General features: G+C 68.4%; 17 protein-coding genes and 1 riboswitch. Of the genes, 10 read left to right on the top strand and 7 right to left on the bottom strand.

Going from position 1 to position 22,813, the window contains the following annotated elements:
- The first annotated feature begins 8 nt into the window (after positions 1-8).
- The 3 genes from thrS to J2Y58_RS15130 all read left to right on the top strand — a co-directional run bounded on the left by thrS (position 9) and on the right by J2Y58_RS15130 (position 5,727).
- A complete protein-coding gene (thrS, locus tag J2Y58_RS15140; protein WP_310104740.1) occupies positions 9-1,997 on the top strand; it encodes a threonine--tRNA ligase in 1,989 nt (662 codons plus the stop codon).
- A gap of 200 nt (positions 1,998-2,197) precedes the next feature.
- Entirely contained in the window at positions 2,198-2,731 is a 534-nt protein-coding gene (infC, locus tag J2Y58_RS15135; protein WP_066490070.1) for a translation initiation factor IF-3, read from the top strand.
- 191 nt (positions 2,732-2,922) lie between these two features.
- A complete protein-coding gene (locus J2Y58_RS15130; protein ID WP_310104698.1) occupies positions 2,923-5,727 on the top strand; it encodes a TonB-dependent receptor domain-containing protein in 2,805 nt (934 codons plus the stop codon).
- A 133-nt stretch (positions 5,728-5,860) separates the two neighbouring features.
- Here J2Y58_RS15130 and proS read toward each other — a convergent pair whose 3' ends face one another.
- Positions 5,861-7,390 (bottom strand): proline--tRNA ligase, encoded by a 1,530-nt coding sequence (gene proS / locus J2Y58_RS15125; RefSeq protein WP_310104695.1) that lies wholly within the window; start codon positions 7,388-7,390, stop codon positions 5,861-5,863.
- Between the two features lie 91 nt (positions 7,391-7,481).
- Between proS and J2Y58_RS15120 the strand changes: the two genes are divergently transcribed.
- Positions 7,482-8,381 carry a DMT family transporter gene (locus J2Y58_RS15120; protein ID WP_310104692.1) on the top strand — a complete coding sequence of 300 codons (900 nt, stop codon included), beginning with the start codon at positions 7,482-7,484 and terminating at the stop codon, positions 8,379-8,381.
- Positions 8,382-8,770: 389 nt separating this feature from the next.
- On the opposite strand, the gene gcvPB is transcribed toward J2Y58_RS15120, so the two are convergent.
- The 4 genes from gcvPB to gcvT form a co-directional block, all read right to left on the bottom strand.
- Positions 8,771-10,435, bottom strand: a complete 1,665-nt coding sequence (gcvPB, locus tag J2Y58_RS15115; protein WP_310104689.1) for an aminomethyl-transferring glycine dehydrogenase subunit GcvPB — start codon at positions 10,433-10,435, stop codon at positions 8,771-8,773.
- A complete protein-coding gene (gcvPA, locus tag J2Y58_RS15110) occupies positions 10,432-11,790 on the bottom strand; it encodes an aminomethyl-transferring glycine dehydrogenase subunit GcvPA (protein WP_310104687.1) in 1,359 nt (452 codons plus the stop codon). Before gcvPA ends, gcvPB begins: the two co-directional genes overlap by 4 nt.
- 147 nt (positions 11,791-11,937) lie before the next feature.
- Positions 11,938-12,309 (bottom strand): glycine cleavage system protein GcvH, encoded by a 372-nt coding sequence (gene gcvH / locus J2Y58_RS15105; protein WP_310104684.1) that lies wholly within the window; start codon positions 12,307-12,309, stop codon positions 11,938-11,940.
- Between the two features lie 2 nt (positions 12,310-12,311).
- Complete coding sequence (gcvT, locus tag J2Y58_RS15100; RefSeq protein WP_310104682.1) at positions 12,312-13,463, bottom strand: glycine cleavage system aminomethyltransferase GcvT; 1,152 nt, start codon at positions 13,461-13,463, stop codon at positions 12,312-12,314.
- 166 nt (positions 13,464-13,629) lie between these two features.
- Positions 13,630-13,732, bottom strand: a riboswitch (glycine riboswitch).
- A 119-nt stretch (positions 13,733-13,851) separates the two neighbouring features.
- On the opposite strand from gcvT, the gene J2Y58_RS15095 reads away from it, so the two are divergent.
- Positions 13,852-14,115 carry a hypothetical protein gene (locus tag J2Y58_RS15095; RefSeq protein ID WP_310104678.1) on the top strand — a complete coding sequence of 88 codons (264 nt, stop codon included), beginning with the start codon at positions 13,852-13,854 and terminating at the stop codon, positions 14,113-14,115.
- Positions 14,116-14,121: 6 nt separating this feature from the next.
- Here J2Y58_RS15095 and J2Y58_RS15090 read toward each other — a convergent pair whose 3' ends face one another.
- Both J2Y58_RS15090 and J2Y58_RS15085 read right to left on the bottom strand, forming a co-directional pair.
- Entirely contained in the window at positions 14,122-15,306 is a 1,185-nt protein-coding gene (locus tag J2Y58_RS15090) for an MFS transporter (protein ID WP_310104675.1), read from the bottom strand.
- Between the two features lie 98 nt (positions 15,307-15,404).
- Positions 15,405-16,631 carry a PQQ-dependent sugar dehydrogenase gene (locus tag J2Y58_RS15085; RefSeq protein ID WP_310104673.1) on the bottom strand — a complete coding sequence of 409 codons (1,227 nt, stop codon included), beginning with the start codon at positions 16,629-16,631 and terminating at the stop codon, positions 15,405-15,407.
- Between the two features lie 194 nt (positions 16,632-16,825).
- On the opposite strand from J2Y58_RS15085, the gene rimP reads away from it, so the two are divergent.
- The 5 genes from rimP to infB are packed head-to-tail and all read left to right on the top strand — an operon-like array spanning position 16,826 to position 22,769.
- The gene (rimP, locus tag J2Y58_RS15080; RefSeq protein WP_310104738.1) at positions 16,826-17,410 is read left to right on the top strand and encodes a ribosome maturation protein RimP; all 585 of its coding nucleotides are present in this window, start codon (positions 16,826-16,828) and stop codon (positions 17,408-17,410) included.
- A complete protein-coding gene (nusA, locus tag J2Y58_RS15075; RefSeq protein WP_310104670.1) occupies positions 17,410-19,029 on the top strand; it encodes a transcription termination factor NusA in 1,620 nt (539 codons plus the stop codon). Before rimP ends, nusA begins: the two co-directional genes overlap by 1 nt.
- Positions 19,029-19,259 (top strand): 4-oxalocrotonate tautomerase family protein, encoded by a 231-nt coding sequence (locus J2Y58_RS15070; protein WP_310104667.1) that lies wholly within the window; start codon positions 19,029-19,031, stop codon positions 19,257-19,259. The genes nusA and J2Y58_RS15070 overlap by 1 nt, the downstream gene beginning before the upstream one ends.
- The gene (locus J2Y58_RS15065; protein ID WP_310104665.1) at positions 19,240-19,977 is read left to right on the top strand and encodes a DUF448 domain-containing protein; all 738 of its coding nucleotides are present in this window, start codon (positions 19,240-19,242) and stop codon (positions 19,975-19,977) included. Before J2Y58_RS15070 ends, J2Y58_RS15065 begins: the two co-directional genes overlap by 20 nt.
- A complete protein-coding gene (gene infB, locus J2Y58_RS15060) occupies positions 19,974-22,769 on the top strand; it encodes a translation initiation factor IF-2 (RefSeq protein WP_310104662.1) in 2,796 nt (931 codons plus the stop codon). Before J2Y58_RS15065 ends, infB begins: the two co-directional genes overlap by 4 nt.
- Positions 22,770-22,813: the final 44 nt, after the last annotated feature.

Genomic DNA, 22,813 nt, shown 5'->3' with positions numbered 1-22,813 from the left:
CGATGGAAATGCTCTCGATCACGCTGCCCGACGGTTCGGTCCGCGAGGTCGCGTCCGGCACCACGCCTGCCGATATCGCCGCGGCGATCGGACCGGGGCTCGCCAAGGCGGCGATCGCCGCGCGCGTGGACGGCGACCTCCGCGACCTGTCGCGCCCGCTGACGCAGGATGCGCGGCTGGCTCTGGTGACGCAGAAGGACGAGGCCGATGCGCTGGAGCTCGCGCGTCACGACTTCGCGCACGTCATGGCGGAGGCGGTGCAGCATCTCTATCCCGGCACGCAGATCACCTTCGGTCCGGCGACCGAGGACGGCTTCTATTACGACTTCGCGCCCAAGGACCGGCCGTTCACCGACGAGGACCTGCCGGCGATCGAGGCCGAGATGCGCCGCATCATCGCGAAGAACGAACCGTTCGTGCGCGAGGTGTGGTCGCGCGAGCAGTTGATCGAGACGTGGCAGCGCCAGGGCGAGACCTTCAAGGCGGAATGGGCCGCCGAGCTTCCCGATGGCGAGGAGCTGACGATCTATCGCCAGGGCCAGTGGCTCGACATGTGCCGCGGACCGCACATGCCCTCGACCGGGCGGCTCGACCCGAGCGCCTTCAAGCTGACGCGCGTATCGGGCGCCTATTGGCGCGGCGACCAGAAGAACGCGATGCTCAGCCGCGTCTATGGCACCGGCTGGCTGTCGAAGAAGCAGCTCGACGCGCATCTGACGATGCTGGAGGAAGCGGCCAAGCGCGACCATCGCAAGATCGGCGCGGAGATGGACCTGTTCCACCTTCAGTCGGAGGCGCAGGGCTCGGTGTTCTGGCACCCGAAGGGCTATCTCCTGTGGCGGCAGATGGAGGCGTATATGCGCCGCCGGCTCGACGCGGCCGACTATGCGGAGGTGAAGACCCCGCAGCTGATGGACGCGCGCCAGTGGGAGCAATCCGGCCACTGGGGCAAGTATCGCGAGAACATGTTCGTCGTCCCCGACGAAATCCCCAATACCGAGGATGAGGGCGCGGTCATCAGCGGCGATGCCGACATGATGGCGCTGAAGCCGATGAACTGCCCGGCGCACGTGCTGATCTTCAAGCAGGGGATCAAGTCGTACCGCGACCTGCCGATCCGCATGGCCGAATTCGGCTGCTGCCACCGCAACGAGCCGCACGGCGCGCTGCACGGCATCATGCGCGTCCGCCAGTTCACGCAGGACGACGCGCACATCTTCGTGCGCGAGGACCAGCTGGTCGATGAAGTCCGCAGGTTCTGCGAGCTGCTGCACTCGGTCTATCAGGATCTCGGCTTTACCGATTATGCGGTGAAGCTGGCGCTGCGTCCCGAGAAGCGCTTCGGCTCGGACGAGATGTGGGACCGCTCGGAGCAGGAGCTGCGCGAGGCGGTGCAGGCGTCGAACCTGCCGCAGGCGATCAAGGACAAGTTCGAGGAGCTGCCCGGCGAAGGCGCCTTCTACGCGCCGAAACTGGAATTCCACCTGACCGACGCGATCGGCCGGACGTGGCAGGTCGGCACGATCCAGTCGGATCGCGTGCTGCCCGACCGGCTCGACGCCAGCTACGTCGGCGAGGACGGCAACCGCCACCGCCCGGTCATGCTGCACCGCGCGATCCTGGGCACGTTCGAGCGCTTCATCGGTATCCTGATCGAGCATCACGCCGGGCGCTTCCCGCTGTGGCTGAGCCCGGTGCAGGCGGTGGTGGCGACGATCGTGTCGGACGCGGACGATTATGCGCACGAGGTGGCGGCGAAGCTGCGCGCGGCGGGCATCCGCGTCGAGACCGACCTGCGCAACGAGAAGATCAACTACAAGGTGCGCGAGCATTCGGTCGCCAAGGTCCCGAACCTGCTGGTGGTCGGCAAGCGCGAGGCCGAGGAAGGCAAGGTCGCGCTGCGGCGACTGGGAAGCCAGGCGCAGACGTTCCTGACGCTGGACGAGGCGGTAGAGATGTTGCGCGAGGAAGCGCTGGCGCCGGATATGCGCTCTTAAGCCCTCTCCCCCTGCGGGGAGAGGGTTGGGTGAGGGGCTGGGTCTCACCGAGACGAACCGCTCTGCGAGACCCCGGCCCCTCACCCCGACCCTCTCCCCGGAGGGGAGAGGGAGCGGAAGGGAGCTATCTTCCAAAACACGACGCGATGCCCTATATTGAGAGGGTAACCGATAAAGGAGCAATACCCATACGTCCTCCCATGATGCGCCGGCCGATGCAGGCGCCTCCGATGAACGGCCCGCGGTTCAATGAGTGGATCCAGAGCCCCAAGGTCCGCGTGATCGATCACGAGGGAGAGAACCTTGGCGTGATGTACACGCGCGAGGCGATGGAGCAGGCGCGCGAGGTCGGGCTCGACCTGGTCGAAGTGTCCCCCAACGCCGATCCGCCCGTCGCCAAGTTCCTCGACGTCGGCAAGTTCAAGTACGAGGCGCAGAAGAAGGCGAACCTCGCCCGCAAGTCGCAGAAGACGCAGGAGATCAAGGAGATCAAGATGCGTCCGAACATCGACGACCACGATTACGACACCAAGATGAAGAAGGTGGTGGAGTTCATCGAGGAGGGCGACAAGGTGAAGGTCACCATGCGCTTCCGCGGTCGCGAGCTGAGCCACGGACAGCTGGGCATGAACGTGCTGCAGCGAGTCGCCGAGCAGGTGCAGGACGTCGCGAAGGTCGAGGCCTATCCGCGTATGGAAGGTCGGCAGATGCTGATGGTGCTCGCACCGAAGTAAACGACGGAAACCGACAGCCTGCCGTAACGTCCGCCGCGCCTGACCCGCGCGGCGGTTCTGTGTTGATCGGGCACGGTTTTCAAAAATAACGCAACGGCCTCGTAAAAACGCTGGACGACGGGCACGTCTGCGCTACCTTGCCGAGATACCGAACCTTCAAAGAGTTCGGACACATCGGAGAGGAGTGCGCCATGCGTCGTACCGCCACGCTTTTGTCCACCGTTGCCGCGGTGCTGGCCTCGCCGGCGCTCGCACAGGACCAGACCAGCCCCGTCACCACCAACGCCGCGGTCGCCGGCCAGACCGCCACCGCCGCCGCACAGGCGGGCGACACCGCCGTCACCAACCCCGGCGACATCGTCGTCACCGCGACGCGCCGTGCCGAGCGGCTGGCCGACGTGCCGATCTCGATCAACGCGGTCAGCCAGGACGCGCTCCAGAATTCCGGCGCCACCGACATCCGCCAGATGACGCAGCTCGCCCCGTCGCTCAACGTCTCGTCGACCGGCTCGGAGGCCAATGCCTCCGCGCGCGTCCGCGGCATCGGCACGGTCGGCGACAACCCCGGCCTCGAAAGCTCGGTCGCGGTGTTCATCGACGGCGTGTACCGCAGCCGCACCGGCTCGGGGCTCAACGACCTGGGCGAAGTCGACCGGATCGAGGTGCTGCGCGGGCCGCAGGGGACGCTGTCGGGACGCAATTCGTCGGCGGGCGCGATCAACATCTATACCAAGGCGCCGTCGTTCGACTTCGGGGGCTATGCCGAGGGTACGTACGGCAATTACGATTTCTACCGCGTCGCGGGCGCGGTGACCGGCCCGGTCATCAAGGACCTGCTGGCGTTCCGGATCGACGGCGTCGCCTCGAAGCGCGACGGCTTCTACCGCGACGTGGTCAACGACACCGATTACAACAATCGCGACCGCTGGTTCGTGCGCGGGCAGTTGCTGCTGGAGCCGTCACCCGACTTCTCGCTGCGGCTGATCGGGGATTATACGTGGCGCGACGAGAAGTGTTGCGGCGCGGTCTATGTCGATACCCGCGAGAAGATCGATCCGACCCCCGGCGTGCCTGGTGACTATGCGATCAACCCGGCGGGCAACCGCATCGTCAGCGTGATGCAACAGGTCGCTGCCCTGCGCGGGTATCCCGCGGGCAGCGTGTTCCCGGCAGGCAACGATCCGTACAGCCGCCGCATCGCCTTCACGCCGGGCCGCGCCTATTCGAACGTGACCAAGGAATATGGCGGGTCGGGACAGATCGACTGGAATTTGGGCGGCGCGGCGCTGACCTCGATCACCGCCTACCGCGAATACAAGTCCGACGGCGCGAACGACATCGACGCCAACGTCCTCGACATCGGCTATCGCCCCGCCGACGGCAACAACTACCGCCAGTTCCACACCTTCACGCAGGAGCTGCGGCTGAACGGCGAGGCATTCGGCGACCGGCTCAACTGGCTGGTCGGCGGCTTCTTCAGCAACGAGGACCTGCAGGTCGTCGACAATCTGAAGTTCGGGCGCGACTACGGCGCGTTCGCGGCGTGCCGGATCGTCGCGACCGTCAACCCGCTGGCCGCGCTGCGCAACCCCGCGAACCCCGGCTGCCTCGGCACCACGCCGCTGGCGGCGCTTGGCGGCGCGACGGCGCGACAGGCGCTCGGAGCGGGCTTCGGCCAGGCCGCGGCGCTCATCCTGCCCGCCATCGACCGGCTCTCGACGCTCAACGACCTCGGCACGACGCGCGACGTCTATAACCAGAACAGCAAGAGCTTCGCGGTCTTCACGCACAACATCTTCCGCCTGACCGACACATTGTCGCTCACCGCAGGCCTGCGCTGGACCCGCGAGGAGAAGGACTTCGACGCGACGTTCGGCAACAACAACACCGTCTGCCCGCAGGTCCAGGCGCTGCTCAACCCACTGTTCAACAATGCACAACTCGCCGCGCTGACCCGCGGCATCGCGACGCTGGCGTGTACCGGCAATTCGTCGGCGGCGCTCAACGGGCGCCAGATCAGCGACAAGCTGCGCGAGAACCAGGTGACCGGCACCGCGGTGCTCAGCTGGAAGCCGACCGACCGGTTGATGACCTATGCCAGCTATTCGCGCGGCTACAAGGCCGGCGGGTACAATCTGGACCGGTCCGACCTGGGCGACGCCTATACGCCGACGACGATCGCCAATATCGACGCCAGCCGGCTGCGCTTCGATCCCGAGACGGTCAACGCCTACGAGGTCGGGCTGAAATATTCGAGCCGCCAGTTCACCTTCAACCTCGCCGGCTTCCGGTCGGAGTTCAAGAACTTCCAGCTCAACACCTTCAACGGCACCAATTACGTGGTCGAGAACATCGGCTCGTGCTCGGACAGCCTGAACGGTGCCGATCGCGACAATTCGCTCGCCACCGGCGCATGCACCGGCGACGTGCGCTACGGCGTGGTCAGCCAGGGGTTCGAGGCGGAGGCCGGGATCTATCCGGTCGAACATCTCGCCTTCAACCTCGGCTATACCTTCGCCGACACGAAGTATCGCCGCAATCTGGTCGGCTCGGACGCCGGCGCGGCGCTCGATCCGGCGCTGTTCCTGCTATCGGGATCGCAGATGTCGAACGCGCCGCGCAACGTCATCACCAGCTCGATCAGCTGGAGCCCGCCGATCGGCGACAGCGGATTGTCGGCGCTGTTCTATGTCGATCAGCGGACGGTGTCGGACTATAACACCGGCTCCGACCTGTTCATCGAGAAGGAGCAGGACGGGTTCACGGTGATGAACGCGCGCATCGGGCTGCGCGGCGACCGGGATCGCTGGGCGGTGGAGGTGTGGGCGCAGAACCTGCTCGACACCAACTACCAGCAGGTCGCGTTCAACGCGCCGTTCCAGGGCGCGGGCAGCCAGCAGCAGGTGCAGGCGTTCGGCGGCACCGGCAACCAGCTGTTCGCATCGTTCCTGGCCGAACCGCGGACCTATGGCCTGACGCTGCGGACGCGGTTCTGAGGTAAGGGGCGCCCGTCCCCTTACCGTCACCCCGGCGCAGGCCGGGGTCCAGCTACGCGCCGGTTATGCGACACGGTGACGTTCCCCAACCGGACCCCGGCCTGCGCCGGGTCCGGTTGGAGGTGCGTGACGGTTAGTACGCCCGTCCGACCAGCACCCGCTCGACCGCCGCGTCGCCGGTGAAGACGCACGCGCCGTCCGCCGCCGCCTGCCCTTCCGGCGCATTGCGCAGCGTCAGCTTCAGCGTCTTCAGCCGCTCGACCACCTTCTCCAGCGCGGCGCCGGTCGGGCGCGACCATTGCACCTCCAGCCAGCCCGGGTTCTTCGCGCCCTCGGCGAAATGCGTCTCGACCTGCGACCAATCCGAGGCCGGCGTGATGTTCGCGTCGAGCCGCGCCTTGGCCTGGTCGAACAACGCCTGCTGGATCTCGGCGAGCAGCGCCGCGACCCCGCTCGCGAACCCGTCGCGCGCGACGATCGCGCTGTCGAGCTTGCCGTCGGCGCGGTACAGGCGATCGCGGCGGATCACCGAGATGTTGCCCGCGGCCATGTCGCGCCCGCCGACCTCGATCACGACCGGCGCACCCTTCTTCACCCAGCCCCAGCGCTTGGTGGTCGACTTCACCGGCTTCAGGTCGAGCAGCGCGCGCACCGGCTCGCCGAGCGCGCTTTCCCTGGCCAGCGCCTGTTGCAGTTCGCGGCAATAATCGACCAGCGCCGCATCCTCGGGCGCGTCGCGCAGCATCGGCACGATCACCACCTGCCACGGTGCGACGCGCGGCGGCACGCGCAGCCCGTCGTCGTCGCCATGCACCATGATGAGCGCGCCGATCATCCGCGTCGACACGCCCCAGCTGGTGGTGTTGGCGTGCTCCAATTGCCCTTCGGCATTCTGGAAGCGAATGTTCTGTGCCTTGGCGAAATTGGTGCCGAGGAAATGCGAGGTGCCGGCCTGGAGCGCCTTGCCGTCCTGCATCATCGCCTCGATCGACCACGTGCCGACCGCGCCGGGGAAGCGCTCGTTCTCGGGCTTCTCGCCCGCGATCACGGGTACCGCGACGCAATTCTCGGCAAAGTCGCGGTAGACCTCGAGCATCTTGAGCGTCTCCTCGCGCGCCTCGTCCGCGGTGGCGTGCGCGGTATGCCCCTCCTGCCAAAGGAACTCGGCGGTGCGCAGGAACATGCGCGTCCGCATCTCCCATCGGACGACGTTCGCCCACTGGTTGATGAGCACCGGCAGGTCGCGCCACGACTGCACCCAGCGCGCGAACGCGTGGCCGATCACCGTCTCGCTCGTCGGGCGCACGACCAGCGGCTCTTCCAGCTTCGCGGCGGGATCGGGGACCAGCCCGCCCTTCCCATCCGCGATCAGCCGGTGGTGCGTGACAACCGCCATTTCCTTGGCGAAGCCCTCGACATGGCTCGCTTCCTGCTCGAAATAGCTGAGCGGGATGAAGACCGGGAAGTAGCAATTCTCATGCCCGGTCGCCTTGATGCGATCGTCGAGCAGCCGCTGGAACCGCTCCCAGATGCCATAGCCCCACGGGCGGATGACCATGCAGCCGCGGACGCCCGATTCCTCGGCCATGTCGGCCTCGGCGATGACGGATTGATACCAGGCGGCGAAATCGGCCTCGCGGGTGACGGAGAGAGCATGCTTCATGGCGCCGCGCGATAGCGGCAAAAGCGCCCGATCGCCAAGCGGGATCGCGCGGGGTTCCTTTGTTGCGGTGCGGCGGTTAGGGAGCCGAGCCATGTCGGGTGACCGCGTCCTGAAGGGCATCGCCCTGCGCCTCGTGGCGATCTTCTTCCTGTCGACGATGTCGGCGCTGGTGAAGCTGGCGGAAACGCGCGGTGCCTCGCTGCCGGAGACGATGTTCTGGCGACAGGCGTGCGCGCTGCCGGTGGTGCTGGCGTTCGTGGCGTCGACGCGCGGGCTGGGGTCGCTGCGCACGACCCGGATCAAGGGGCATCTGGCACGCTCGCTGGTCGGCGTCGTCGGCATGGTGTTTACCTTCGGGGCGGTGCTGCTGCTGCCGCTCGCCGAGGCGACGACGTTCCAGTTCACGGTGCCGATCTTCGCGACAATCCTGGGCGCGCTGGTGCTGGGTGAGCGGACGGGCGTGCAGCGCTGGGGCGCGGTGCTGGTCGGGTTTGCGGGGGTGCTGGTGGTGGCGCAGCCCGGGGGCGGCGAGCACGTGCCGCTGTTCGGCGCGTTCGTCGGGTTGATGGCGGCGCTGTTCGTCGCGCTGGTCGCGATCCTGTTGCGGCAGTTGCGCGACGAGCCGTCGGGGACGACGGTGTTCTGGTTCTCGGTGCTGACGCTGCCGCTGATCGCGGTGCCCTATGCCTTTCACCTTCAGGCGCACGACTGGCTGACGTGGGTGAACCTCGCCGCGATCGGCCTGGTCGGCGGATGCGGGCAGCTGGCGCTGACGGGTGCCGCAAAGCTGGCGCCGGTGACGACGGTGGTGCCGATGGACTATTCGGGGCTGATCTGGGCGACGATCTACGGCTGGCTGCTGTTCGGGGTGCTGCCCAGCGCAATGACGTGGCTGGGCGCGCCGATCATCATCGCCAGCGGGCTGTTCATCGTCTGGCGCGAACAGCGGCTGGGCAAGCAGCAGACGGTGACCGCCGCGCCGGAGGATTGATGCTGCACCTTCATTGCTGAGATGCTATGTTTACGGCGGTCCCAGCATGGGAGGTTGTCGATGGAAGATCCTCTTTCTGTGTTTCGCCAAAGTCTTCGGCTGGTGGCGAAAGCTCGTCGGAAAGCGAAGCCGGCCCCAAGCCGGCGGCGTCGGCCGCCGCCGAAGGGCGCCGGTGGCCTCGTACCGTCCCCCGTCACCCCCGATGCTCCGGTACTGAGCGGCGGGGCGGCCTTGTCGCTACCCGATTAGGTTCCTGGCCCTCAGTCACCCCGGCGAAGGCCGGGGTCCGGTTGGGCAAGCCGACATGACGACGCGCATCGCGCCGCCATGACCGTTGGGAACTGGACCCCGGCCTCCGCCGGGGTGACAGGGCAAATGAGGGGTGAGCGTTACTCCGCCGCTTCGGCCTGTACGACCGGCGGCTTCCACGTCAGTACCGGCTTGCGCGCCGCCAGCGTCTCGTCGAGGCGCGCGCGCGGGGCGAAGTGCGGCGCGGTCTTGAGCGACGGGTCGCCCGCCTTCGCGCGCTCCGCCACCGAACGCAGCGCGCCGATGAACTGATCCAGCGCGGCGCGGCTCTCGGTTTCGGTCGGCTCGACCAGCATCGCACCGTGGACGACCAGCGGAAAGTACATGGTCATCGGGTGAAAACCCTCGTCGATCAGTGCCTTGGCAGCGTCGATCGTCGAGAAGCCGGCCGCAAAGCCCTTATCCGAGAAGATCGCCTCGTGCATGCACGGCCCGGCGCCGGCGAACGGCGCGTCAAGCACGTCCTCCAGAGAGCGCAGCACGTAGTTCGCGTTGAGCACCGCGTCCTCGGCGACCTGGCGCAGGCCGTCCGCACCGTGGCTCAGGATGTAGGTCAGCGCGCGGGTGAACATGCCCATTTGGCCGTGGAAGGCGACCATGCGGCCGAAGCTGTCGGCATGGTGGTCGCCGGCATTCTCCTCCTCGACCAGCCGCAGCGTGTCGCCATCCTTCTCGACGAACGGAAGCGGCGCGAACGGGGTCAGCGCTTCCGAGAACACCACCGGCCCCGACCCCGGCCCGCCGCCGCCGTGCGGGGTCGAGAAGGTCTTGTGCAAATTGATGTGCATCGCGTCGACGCCGAGGTCGCCCGGCCGCACGCGCCCGACGATCGCGTTGAAGTTCGCGCCATCGCAATAGACGTAGCCGCCCGCGGCATGCACCGCGTCGGAGATCGCCTTCAGGTCGCGCTCGAACAGCCCGCAGGTGTTCGGGTTGGTGATCATCACGCCCGCGACGTCCGGCCCGAGCCGCGCCGTCAACGCCGCGGTGTCGACGCGACCGTCCGGCGTGGCGGGAATGTCCTCGACCGTGAAGCCTGCGAAGGCCGCGGTCGCCGGGTTGGTGCCGTGCGCACTCTCGGGCACCAGCACGACCTTGCGGTGACCCTCACCGCGCTTCTCCAGCGCCGCCTTGATCGCGAGGATGCCGCACAGCTCGCCATGCGCGCCCGCCTTGGGGCTCATCGCGACCGAGTGCATGCCGGTCAGCGTGACCAGCCAGTGCGCGAGCTGGTGGATGACCCCCAGTGCGCCCTGCACGGTATCGACCGGCTGGAGCGGGTGGACGTCGGCGAAGCCCGGCATCCGCGCGACCTTCTCGTTCAGGCGCGGATTGTGCTTCATCGTGCACGAACCGAGCGGGAACAGCCCGAGGTCGATCGCGTAATTCTGTCGGCTGAGGCGGGTGTAGTGGCGCACCGTCTCCTGCTCCGACAGGCCGGGAAGCCCGATCGGAGTGGTGCGTGCCAATCCCCCTAGCCCTCTCCCCCCCGGGGAGAGGGTTGGGTGAGGGGCCGAGGTCTCACCGAGACCGCCCTCTCGGTGAGACACCGCCCCTTCACCCCGGCCCTCTCCCCACAGGGGAGAGGGAGCGTCGGCAAAGTCGACGCCGGTCGTCTCGGTCGAGCCGATCTCGAAGATCAGCGGCTCCTCGAGCATCAGCGCCTTGTTGCCGGTGAAGGTGGGGGCGGTGTTGACGCCCGCGACGGGCGTGGTCGGCTTCCAGCCGCTTGCGTTGATGCTCATGCCAGTGCCTCCTGAAGCGCGGTCGCCAGCGCCTCGATATCCTCGTCGGTCGCGGTTTCGGTCACCGCGACGATCAGCCCGTTCGTCAGCGCGTCCTCGCCCGGATACAGTCGCCCGAGCGACACGCCCGCCAGCACGCCCTGGTCGGCCAGCGCCCGCACGACCGGCCGCGCCTCCTGCCCGATGTCGAGCGTGAATTCGTTGAAGAAGGTGTCGTTGATGACCTTGACGCCCGGCACCTGCGCCAGCCGGTCCGCGGCGCGGCACGCCCCGGCGTGGTTGAGCGCCGCCAGCCGCCGCAGCCCCGCCTCGCCCAGCAGGGTCATGTGGATCGAGAAGGCCAGCGCACACAGCCCGGAGTTGGTGCAGATGTTGCTGGTCGCCTTCTCGCGGCGGATATGCTGCTCACGCGTCGACAAGGTCAGTACGAAGCCGCGGCGTCCGTCCGCATCGACCGTCTGCCCGCACAGGCGACCCGGCATCTGGCGGACGTACTTTTCCTTGCAGCCGAACAGCCCGACATACGGCCCGCCGAACTGGAGCCCGACGCCCAGCGACTGGCCCTCGCCGACGACGATATCGGCGTCCATCTCGCCCGGCGAGCGCAGCGCGCCGAGCGCTACCGGCTCGGTCACGACCGCTATCAGCAGCGCCTTCTTCGCATGGCACGCATCGGCCAGCGGGGTCAGGTCGGCGATGCGGCCGAGGATATCCGGATACTGGACGACGACGCACGACGTATCGTCGTCGATCTTCGCGATCAGCGCGTCGAGATCGGTGTCGGCGCCCAGCACCGGCAACGCGGTGTCGAGCACGTCGCCGGTGTACGTCGCCATCGTCCTGGCGACCGACACGTAATGCGGGTGCAGCCCGCCCGAGAGGATCGCCTTGCCGCGCCGGGTGATGCGGCGCGCCATGCCGATCGCTTCCCAGCAGGCGGTCGAGCCGTCGTACATGCTCGCGTTCGCGACATCGGTGCCGAGCAAGGCGGCGACCTGCGTCTGGAACTCGAACAGCATCTGGAGCGTGCCCTGCGCGATCTCCGGCTGATAGGGCGTATAGGCGGTCAGGAACTCGCCGCGCTGGATCAGGTGATCGACGCTGGCGGGCACGTGATGGCGGTAGGCGCCCGCCCCCAGGAAGAACGGCACGTCGCCCGCCACGGTGTTCCGCCGTGCGAGCGCGGCCATGTGGCGTTCGACCGCCAGCTCGCTGGCGTGCAGCGGCAGGTCGCGGATCGGGCCGTCGAGCCGGGCGGATTCGGGCACGTCGGCGAATAGATCGTCGATCGACGATGCGCCGATAACGCCGAGCATCTCGTGGCGGTCGGTGGGGGTCAGGGGCAGGTAGCGCATGGTTTACTCCGGCCCCCTCCCCTGCGGAGAAGGGGTAGGGGGAGGGGTTGCGTCTTGGGGTAAGGGATCGGCATCGCGCGGCGCTGGCCGCATACGAGCACGCACCCCACCCCAACCCCCTCCCCGACGGGGAGGGGGCTAGTTACGTCACAACTTCGCGACGAAGGCGGCGTAGGCGGTTTCGTCCATCAGCGCGTCGAGTTCCGACGTGTCCGACAGCGTGATCTTGAAGAACCAGCCCTCGCCTTCCGGATCGCTGTTCACCAGCGCCGGTTCGTCGACGAGCGCCGGATTGCCTTCCAGCACGGTCCCGGAGACGGGCGAGTAGACGTCCGATGCGGCCTTCACGCTCTCGACGACCGCCGCCTCATCGCCCTTGCCGAGCGAACGCCCCGCGTCGGGCACTTCGACGAACACGATGTCGCCCAACTGGCTCTGCGCATAGTCGCTGATGCCGACCGTGCCGGTGTCGCCATCGACATCGATCCACTCGTGATCCTCGGTGAAATAACGGCTCATCTTTACTTCACTCCTCGGAAGTAGCGGTGGGGAACGAACGGCATCGCGGCGACGGTGGCGCGGTGCGCCTTGCCACGCTGCGACAGGGTGACGACGGTGCCGGGCACGGCATCGGCGAGCGGGACATAGGCCATCGCGATCGGCGCGCCGACGCTGGGGGCAAACCCGCCGCTGGTGACGCGTCCGACCACCGCGCCCGCGGCGTCGACGACATCCGCGCCCTCGCGGACCGGCTGACGCCCGTCGACCAGCAGGCCCACGCGCTTGGTAGTGGGACCGTTCTCCCGCTCGGCGAGGATGCGCGCGGCACCGGGGAAGTCGGCCGCCTCGCGCCGCCGCTTGAACAAGGCGAAGCCGAGATCGGCCTGAACGGGGGTGGTACCGGGATCCAGGTCGTGGCCGTACAGCGGCAGCCCCGCCTCCAGCCGCAGCGAGTCGCGCGCGCCCAGCCCGATCGGCTTGATCTCCGGTTGCGCGACCAGCGCGTCGGCGAACGCCTCGGCCGCCTCGGCCGGCACCGACATTTCGACGCCGTCCTCGCCGGTATAGCCGGAGCGGCTGATCCACAGCGCATGGCCGTTCCATTCGAACGCGCCCGCCTGCATGAAGGTCAGCGCGTCGACGCCGGGCACCAGCCGTGCGACCGCCGCGACCGCCTTCGGCCCCTGCACCGCCAGCAGCGCATGGTCCTCCATCATGTTGAGCGTCACGTCGTCGGGCAGATGCTCGATCATGTGCGCGACGTCGTCATACTTGGTCGCGCCGTTGACGACCATGTAGATGCGGTCCGGCGCTTGCGGGGTCAGCATCAGATCGTCGAGCACGCCGCCGTCATCGTTCAGCAGCAGCGAGTAGCGCGCCTTGTTCAGCGGCGCGTCGCTGATTGCGGCGGGCATCAACGCCTCCAGCGCGGTCGCGACATTGTCGCCGGTGATCGACAGCTGGCCCATGTGGCTGACGTCGAACAGCCCGGCGTTCTCGCGCGTCCACAGATGCTCGGCCATGATGCCCTCGTACTGGACGGGCATGTGATAGCCGGCGAACTCGACCATCCGGCCGCCCTTGGCACGGTGCCATGCGTCCAGCGGGAGCGTCAGGATTTCGAGCGGCTCGAAACCATCGTCATCATGGGTCGTGGCGGGGGCGTCGCTCATCATCGGTCTTCCGTCGCAAGAGGTCGGTCGCACGAAGCCCTCGGGCCCGGTGGCGATCCGATAGTCCCCCTCTGTCACGGAACCTGAGAGCTTTCCTCGGACATGGCCGAGTTACCCCTTCGGTGGGCGAGGCGCGATGACGCACCGCCGCTTTCCAGAGTGTCGATCGGCCGGCGCGGTCCCTGCTGCCTGAGAGATTCCGGGGTGGTTGCTCCTTCGGCGGCGGCTGGTGACCTGAAAGGCCGGCCGCGCTCTCCCGCGCCCGCCCATGCCCCTGTGCGCGGCATCGACTACCCTGCCCTCTACGCCAGCCGGGATCGGAGTCAATCGGCGATTGGAGCCGTCACGCCGGCAAAACGTTCACGGCACGAACGCCAAGGAGATCGCCATGGACACCGCCACCTCGCCCGTCGTCGAACGGATCGCGCGCGTGCTCGCCGCGCAGCATCTGAGCGCCAACGGCCACGGCACCGTCGAATCGGCCAGCGCGCAGGTCGATGCGCAGTGGAAGGATCATCGCGACGATGCGATCGCGGTGCTCCACACGTTGCGCGCGCCCAGCCCCGCGATGGCGGCGGCCGGCGACGTCGCGGTGTGGGAGCGGATGGTGCTGGCGGCGATCGCGGAGGCGAAGCCGGGCATCGTGATGTAGGCAGGATCAGGTGCGGCGGCGTCGCTCCACCAGCCACGACGCCGCCAGCACGACGAGTCCGGCGACCGCCAGCGCCGCGCCGACCGGGCCGGTCGAGGTCCAGCCCCAGCCGGCGGCGATCGCCATCCCGCCCAGCCACGGCCCCAGCGCATTGGCGGTATTGAACGCGGAATGGTTCAGCGCCGCGGCCAGCGCCTGCGCATCGCCCGCAACGTCCATCAGCCGTGTCTGGAGAACGGTGCCCAGCGAACCGCCGATCCCGATCGCGACCATCGCGACCAGCACGGTCGCGAAATGCCGCGCGGCGAACGGCCAGAGCAGCAGCGCGACGATGCTCCAGACGAGCACCAGCGCGGCGGTGGGCAGTAGCGCGCGGTCGGCGAATTTCGGCACGACCAGATTGCCCGCGGTCATGCCGATGCCGAACGCGGCGAGCGCGAACGGCACCATCCGCGGACCGACGTGCGTCACCGCCGCCATCGTGTCGGCCAGATAGGTGTAGACCGCGAACAGCCCGCCGAACCCGATCGCGCCGATGCCGAGCGTCAGCCACACTTGCGGGCGCTTCAGGGCTCGCAGCTCCCCCAGCGGGCTGGCCGCTGGATCGCCGCGGTCGCGCGGCGCGAAGAAGGCGACCAGCGCGGCGGTCAGCGCGGCGAGGCCGGCGACGACGATGAAGCACGAGCGCCAGCCGAGCAGCTGCCCCATGAAGTTGGCGAGCGGCACGCCGACGATCGTCGCGACTGTCAGCCCCAGCATGACGCGCGCGACCGCCTGCGTCCGCCGCCCCTGATCGACCAGCGATGCGGCGACCAGCATCGCGATCCCGAAATAGGCGCCGTGCGGCAACCCCGCGACGAAGCGGAACAGCATCATCCAGCCGTAGCTGGGTGCCAGCGCCGACAGTCCGTTGCCGATCGCGAACAAGGTCATCAACGCGATCAGCAGGTGCCGCCTCGCCATCCGTGCGCCGAGCACCGCCAGCGTCGGCGCGCCCACCACCACGCCCAGCGCATAGGCGCTGATGACATGCCCGGCGGTCGGCGCGTCGACGCCCAGGTCGCGCGCCATGTCGGGCAGCAGGCTCATCGTCGCGAATTCGGTCGTTCCGATCGCCAAGCCGCCGACGGCCAGCGACAAATGGATCAGGCCGACGGGCGCGGTGCGCACGTCGGCGATGGCGGTGGCCATGCGGATTCCCCGGTTCTGTGCTTGTTTCGCGAACTACCTAGCTGGCGATTGTGCAGTGCAGCGTCAAGCCCCGCGGCGCTCCGGGAAGATCACCCATATCAAGACGCGAGCGTCAGCCGCCGCAGACGGCCGGGCGAGCTGCCGCCATCCTCCAGCACCCAGATCGCGCCGTCCGGCCCCTGTTCGACCTCGCGGATGCGCGCGCCCAGCGACCATTGGTCGCCCTTGCTCGCGTTGGTGCCGTTCAGGTCGACGCGGACCAGCGACTGCGACGACAGCCCGCCGATGAACGCATCGCCCTTGTATTGCGGGAACAGGTCGCCCGAATAGATCATCAGCCCACCGGGCGAGATCACCGGATTCCACCACACTTTCGGGGCCTCGTAACCGTCGCCGGGGGCATGATCGGGAATGTCGCTGCCGTCGTAGTTCGAACCGTTCGACACGTTCGGCCAGCCGTAGTTGCGGCCCGGCAGGATCAGATTGACCTCGTCCCCGCCCTTGGGACCCATCTCCTGCTCCCAAAGGTTGCCCTGCGCATCGAACGCCAGCCCAAGCAGGTTGCGGTGGCCGTAGCTCCAGACCTCGGGAAGGAAGCCCTGCGCCGCCAGTGGGTTATTCGCCGCCGCCTTGCCGTCCGGGGTCAGCCGCAGGACCTTGCCGAGCGAGCCGCTCTTGTCCTGCGCGGGCGTGAACTTCTGCCGGTCCCCGTTGGTGAAGAAGAGATACTGGCCGTCCGGCGAAAAGGCGATCCGCCCGGAATAATGGCCGTCGCCGGTGACCAGCGGCGATGCGCGATACAGCGTCTCGATGCCGGTCAGCTGCTCGGCCCCGGCGTTGCCCGACAAGGTGCCGCGCGCCAGCACCACGCCCTTGCCGCCCTCCCCGGTCGCCGAATAGCTGAGATAGACGCGCTTGCTCGTCGCGAAATCGGGCGCGAGCACCACGTCCATCAACCCGCCCTGTCCGGCGGCATCGACGTCGATCGTCGCGATCGTGCGCCGCGACGATCCGTCGGCGGCGACCAGCAGAAGCTGTCCCGCCTTCTCGGTCACCAGCATCCGCCGGTCGGGCAGGAAGGTCATCGCCCAGGGCGCGGTGAAATCGGCGATGACCGCGCTGGCGAACGGCGTCCCGGCCACCGCCGTACCCGCCGGGAAGGTCGGTGACGGAGACGGAGTCGGACTTGCGCCAGGAGTGGGGCTGGGGCTCGGCGCGGGCGCGACCGGCGCGTCGGCCACGGGCTGCGTCGCGGCACCGTCCTCGCCGTTGCAGGCGGCCGCGGCGGTCAGCGCGATGGCGACGAACGCAATTCGATGAAACACGCCACACTCCTGCACTTATGTTATCTCCAACCTGAAATCCGCGCCCGCAGCATTGTTCCCGCGGTGCTCCGGCAGGTGCTTGCGGCTGTCGGCGGGTGGCGCTATATGACGCGTGCTTTCTCTTACATCGCGAGGTGCAAGGGGCTGCGGGGCCTGCTCCGCGGCGGCAAGAAACGCATGTGCGGTAGGTGCTTTTGAACGACATCACTCCCCTGGTACGGCTGATCGAACCGGAGGCCGACGCGCTCGGCTTTGCGCTGGTGCGTATCCGCCTGTTCGGCAAGGGCGACGAGCGCACGCTGCAGATCATGGCCGAGCGGCCCGACACGCGGCAGCTGAACATCGACGATTGCGCCGAATTGTCGCGCCGCATCTCCGACAAGCTCGACGCGCTGGAGGAGGCCGGACAGGACCCGATCGAGGGCGCGTACCGTCTGGAAGTGTCGTCGCCCGGCATCGACCGTCCGCTGACCCGCCGGCAGGACTTCATCGACTGGGCGGGCCACGAGGCGCGCATCGTGCTCACCGAGGCGGTCGACGGGCAGAAGCAGTTCAAGGGCGACCTCGAGGGGATCGATGCCGACGGCACCATCGCGATCCGCCACCCGCGCACCGGCGTGGTCGAGCGGGTGCCGTTCGCGCTGATCGCCGATGCCAAGCTGGTGCTGACCGATCGCCTGATCGACGCCACCGTCCCGCTCTCGATGGAGGGCGCGGACGAAGAGATAATCCAGGATACGTCCGCGGACGACGAAGACCAAGAAGAGGAAACCCATTGATGGCCACCGGCGTCACCGCCAACCGTGCGGAGCTGATCGCGATCGCCAATTCGGTCGCTTCGGAGAAGATGATCGACAAGGCGATCGTCATCGAGGCGATGGAGGACGCGATCCAGCGCGCCGCGCGCACGCGCTATGGCCAGGAAATGGACATCCGTGCGAAGCTGGACCCCAACAACGGCGACCTGCGGCTGTGGCGCGTCGTCGAGGTGGTCGAGCTGGTCGACGACATCTACAAGCAGGTCGACGTCAACGGCGCGCAGAAGCTGCAGCCGGGCGCGACCGTCGGCGACTATCTCGTCGATCCGCTGCCCCCGATCGAGTTCGGTCGCATCCAGGCGCAGGCCGCCAAGCAGACCATCTTCCAGAAGGTCCGCGATGCCGAGCGCGAGCGTCAGTATGAAGAGTTCAAGGAGCGCGCCGGAGAGATCATCACCGGCGTCGTCAAGCGTGTCGAGTTCGGCCACATCGTCGTCGATCTGGGCCGCGCCGAGGGTGTCATCCGCCGCGACCAGCAGATCCCGCGCGAAGTGGTGCGCGTCAACGACCGCATCCGCAGCCTGATCCTGAAGGTCGTCCGCGAGAACCGCGGACCGCAGATCTTCCTGAGCCGCGCGCACCCGGACTTCATGAAGAAGCTGTTCGCGCAGGAAGTGCCCGAGATCTACGACGGCATCATCGAGATCAAGGCCGCCGCACGCGATCCGGGCAGCCGCGCCAAGATCGGCGTCATCAGCCACGATTCGTCGATCGATCCGGTCGGCGCGTGCGTGGGCATGAAGGGCAGCCGCGTGCAGGCGGTCGTGCAGGAGATGCAGGGCGAGAAGATCGACATCATCCCCTGGTCGCCCGACACCGCGACCTTCGTCGTCAACGCGCTCCAGCCGGCCAATGTCGCGCGCGTCGTGATCGACGAGGAAGAGGATCGTATCGAAGTCGTGGTGCCGGACGACCAGCTGTCGCTGGCGATCGGGCGTCGCGGCCAGAACGTGCGCCTCGCCTCGCAGCTGACCGCCAAGGCGATCGACATCCTGACCGAGACGGACGCCAGCGAGAAGCGCCAGCAGGAGTTCGTCAAGAATTCCGAGACCTTCCAGAACGAGCTGGATGTCGACGAGACGCTGGCGCAGCTGCTGGTCGCCGAAGGCTTCGGCGCGCTGGAAGAGGTCGCCTATGTCGAACTCGACGAACTGGCGTCGATCGAGGGCTTCGACGAGGATCTCGCGCAGGAATTGCAGAGCCGCGCGCAGGAAGCGCTCGACCGTCGCGAACAGGCCAATCGCGAGGAGCGGCAGGCGCTGGGCGTCGAGGATGCGCTGGCCGAGCTGCCGTATCTGACCGAGGCGATGCTGGTCACGCTCGGCAAGGCCGGAATCAAGACGCTCGACGATCTCGCCGACCTGGCGACCGACGAGTTGGTCGAGAAGAAGCGCGCCGAGCCGCGCCGCCGCAACGACGACGCGCCGCGCCGCACCGATCGGCCGGAGAACAAGGGCGGCGTGCTGGGCGAGTACGGGCTGACCGACGAGCAGGGCAATGAGATCATCATGGCCGCGCGCGCGCACTGGTTCGACGACGAGCCGGCGGCCGAGCAGGCGGCGGAGGATCAGGACGCCTGATGCCGTTCGTATCGATCCGACTGGCGGGCGCGGCGACGCGCGAGCAGAAGGCGGGGGTCGTCGCCGACGTCACCGCCTCGCTGGTCGCGCGGCTCGGCAAGAACCCGGCCGCGGTGCAGATCGTGATCGAGGAAGTGCCGGCCGAAAACTACGGCGCCGGCGGTCAGTTGATCGCCGACCGCGACGCTCCCGCTGCCAAGGGAGACGCACATGCGGAACCCCGACCATGAGGCGCTGACCGGCACTCCCGAACGCTCCTGCATCCTCACCCGCGAGCGCGCGTCGCCCGCGGCGCTGGTGCGGCTGGCGCTCGCCCCCGACGGGCGGGTGCTGCCCGACGTGCGCGCCAAGGCGCCCGGGCGCGGCGCGTGGATCGGCGTGACGCGCGCCGCGCTCGACGAGGCGATCGCCAAGGGCAAGTTGCGCGGCGCGCTCGCCCGCGCGTTCAAGACCGCCGAGTTCACGATCCCCGCGGACCTGCCGGCGCTGATCGCGACCGCGCTGGAGCGCAACGCGCTCGACCGGCTGGGGCTCGAATCGCGCGGCGGCGCCGTGCTGACCGGCGCGGAGCGGATCGAAACCGCGGCGCGCGGGGGCAAGCTCCACGCGCTCTACCATGCCGCCGACGCGTCGGAGGACGGGCGGCGCAAGCTGGCGCAGGCGTGGCGCGTCGGCTCGGATCGCGAAGGATCCGACCTCAGGGGCTTGGCACTGCCGGTGCCGCGTCCCATATTGTCGTTGGCGCTGGGCCGCGAAAATGTGGTACACATCGGCGTCATCGACCGCGCTGCGGCACAACGACTCAGCGAAGCGCTCGATCGTTGGCTGCACTTTATCGGCCCTGATCTGAACTCCGCACCTTGCGCTACGGCCGCGCAAGGCGCATCGGCGCCCGGCACCGCCGGGACGACCGCACCGGCCGTGAGACTGCACGAGGAATTTGAGTGAGCGAGACCGACAACGACAAGCCGAAACTCGGAATGCGCCAGCCGCTGGGGCTGAAGCGCACGGTCGAGACCGGCAAGGTGAAGCAGAGCTTCAGCCACGGCCGTAGCAATACGGTGGTGGTCGAGGTGAAGCGTCGCCGCGTGCTCGGTCCGCAGGGCGCTGCGCCCGAGACGACGGCGGCGCCCGCCGCTCCCGCCCCGGCTCCGACACCGGCGCCCGCGCCGGTCGCCGCCGCGCCGCGCCGTCCCGCGCCCTCGAACGAGACCCCGCAGGAGCGTCAGGCCCGCCTGCTGCGCGAGGCCGAGGACCATCGGATGCACACGCTGGAGGAAACGCGGCGCCGCGAGGACGCCGAGCGCCAGCGTGTAGCCGACGAAGAACGTCGCCGTGCCGAAGAGCGCGCGCGCGCCGAGGCGGAAGCTGCCGCCAAGGCCGCGGAGCCGGCACCCGCTCCGACCCCCGCACCTGAACCGGTTGCCGAGGTAAAGGCGCCGGAACCGGCACCGGAACCGACGCCTGCTCCGGTTGCAGAGGCGCCTGCCCCTGCGCCGACGCCCGCGCCCGCTCCCGCTCCGGTCGCCGAGACCAAGCCCGTTGCCCCGGCACCGACGCCCGCCCCGGCGCCGCGCCCCGCCGCGCCAACCCCGCCGCCGGTCGTCGAGCTCGGCCGCGACCCGTCGATGCCGGCGCCGCGCCGCTTCTCGCCGGTCGCGCGGCCCGAGATTCCCAAGCCGCAGCCCAAGCCCGAACCGAAGCCGGCGGCGACGCCGGCTCCGGCGCCGACCGCCAGCGCGTCGGCCGGTGGCAGCAGCGCGCCGCGCAGCCTGCCGAGCGGCCAGGCCACCCCGCGCAACGCCACCCCGGCGCGTCCGCAGCAGCGCGACCGCAAGGGTGACGAGCGTCGCGGCGGCAAGCTGACCGTCAACCGCGCGCTCAACGAAGACGGCGCGCGCGCGCGCAGCCTCGCCGCGCTGAAGCGTGCGCGCGAGAAGGAGAAGCGTGGCTTCGGCGGCCCGCGCGAGCCGCAGGCCAAGCAGGTCCGCGACGTGCAGGTGCCCGAGGCGATCACCGTGCAGGAACTCGCGAACCGCATGGCGGAACGCGGCGCCGATCTGGTCAAGACGCTGTTCAAGATGGGCATGCCCGTCACGATGACGCAGACGATCGACCAGGACACCGCCGAGCTGCTGGTGACCGAATTCGGCCATAACATCGTCCGCGTGTCGGACTCGGACGTCGACCTCGCGATCGACACCACCGAGGACGCGCCCGAGACGCTGGTCACGCGTCCGCCGGTCGTCACGATCATGGGCCATGTCGACCACGGCAAGACCAGCCTGCTCGACGCGCTGCGCGGCACCGACGTGGTGCGCGGCGAGGCCGGTGGCATCACCCAGCATATCGGCGCCTATCAGGTCACGCTGAAGGACAAGTCGAAGATCACCTTCCTCGACACGCCGGGCCACGAAGCGTTCACCGCGATGCGCGCGCGCGGCGCCGACGTGACCGACATCGTCGTGCTGGTGGTTGCCGCCGACGACGGGCTGATGCCGCAGACGATCGAGGCGATCAACCACACCAAGGCGTCGGGCAAGCCGATGATCGTGGCGATCAACAAGGTCGACAAGCACGACGCGAACCCGCAGCGGGTCCGCGAGCGCCTGCTCGAGCACGACATCCAGGTCGAGATGATGGGCGGCGAGACGCAGGACGTCGAGGTGTCCGCGCTGAAGAAGACCGGGCTGGACGAGCTGATCGAGAAGATCCAGCTTCAGGCCGAACTGCTCGACCTGAAGGCGAACCCCGATCGCGCCGCCGAGGGCAGCGTGATCGAGGCCAAGCTCGACAAGGGACGCGGCCCGGTCGCGACCGTGCTGGTGACACGCGGCACGCTGAAGGTCGGCGACGTGTTCGTCGTCGGCGCGGAAAGCGGCAAGGTCCGTGCGCTGGTCGACGACAAGGGTCGCCAGCTCAAGCAGGCGGGGCCGTCGATGCCGGTCGAGGTGCTGGGTCTGTCGGGCACGCCGTCGGCGGGCGACCAGTTGCAGGTCGTCGAGAACGAGCAGCGGGCGCGCGAGGTCGCCGAGTATCGCCAGAGCGTGCTGCTCCAGAAGCGCACGACGTCGGCACCGACCAGCCTCGAGAACATGTTCTCGGCGCTGCGCGCGAATGCCGCGATCGAGTATCCGCTGGTCGTCAAGGCCGATACGCAGGGTACGGTCGAGGCGATCGTGGCGTCGATCAACAAGATCTCGACGGATCTGATCCGCGCGCGCGTGCTGCACTCTGGCGTCGGCGGGATCACCGAGAGCGACGTGACGCTGGCAGGTGCCAGCGGCGCGCCGATCATCGGCTTCCATGTCCGCGCCAATGCCAAGGCGCGCGAGATCGCCGAGCGGCAGAAGGTGGCGTTGAAATATTATGACGTCATCTACGACCTGATCGACGAGATCCGCGCAGGCATGGCGGGCGAGCTCGGGCCGGAGGCGTTCGAGACCGTCGTCGGTCGTGCGGAAATCCGCGAGGTCTTCTCGGCGGGCAAGCACGGTAAGGCCGCGGGTCTGCTGGTCACCGACGGTGTCATCCGCAAGGCGCTCAAGGCGCGCATCACGCGCAACGACGTCATCATCTACAACGGCGAGATCGCGTCGCTGCGTCGCTTCAAGGACGATGTCGCCGAGGTACGTGCGGGGCTGGAGTGCGGCGTGACCTTCACGCAGAACTTCACCGACATCCGTGCCGGCGACTATCTTGAAACCTTCGAGGTCGAGCTGCGCGAACGCACGCTGTAACTTGTTGTTCTTAGCCCTCTCCCCGGCGGGGAGAGGGTTGGGAG

It is taken from the genome of Sphingomonas sp. BE138, from assembly GCF_031456125.1.
In the GTDB taxonomy this organism is placed as follows: Bacteria; Pseudomonadota; Alphaproteobacteria; order Sphingomonadales; family Sphingomonadaceae; genus Sphingomonas.
This window is presented reverse-complemented; position numbering and strand designations above follow the sequence as displayed.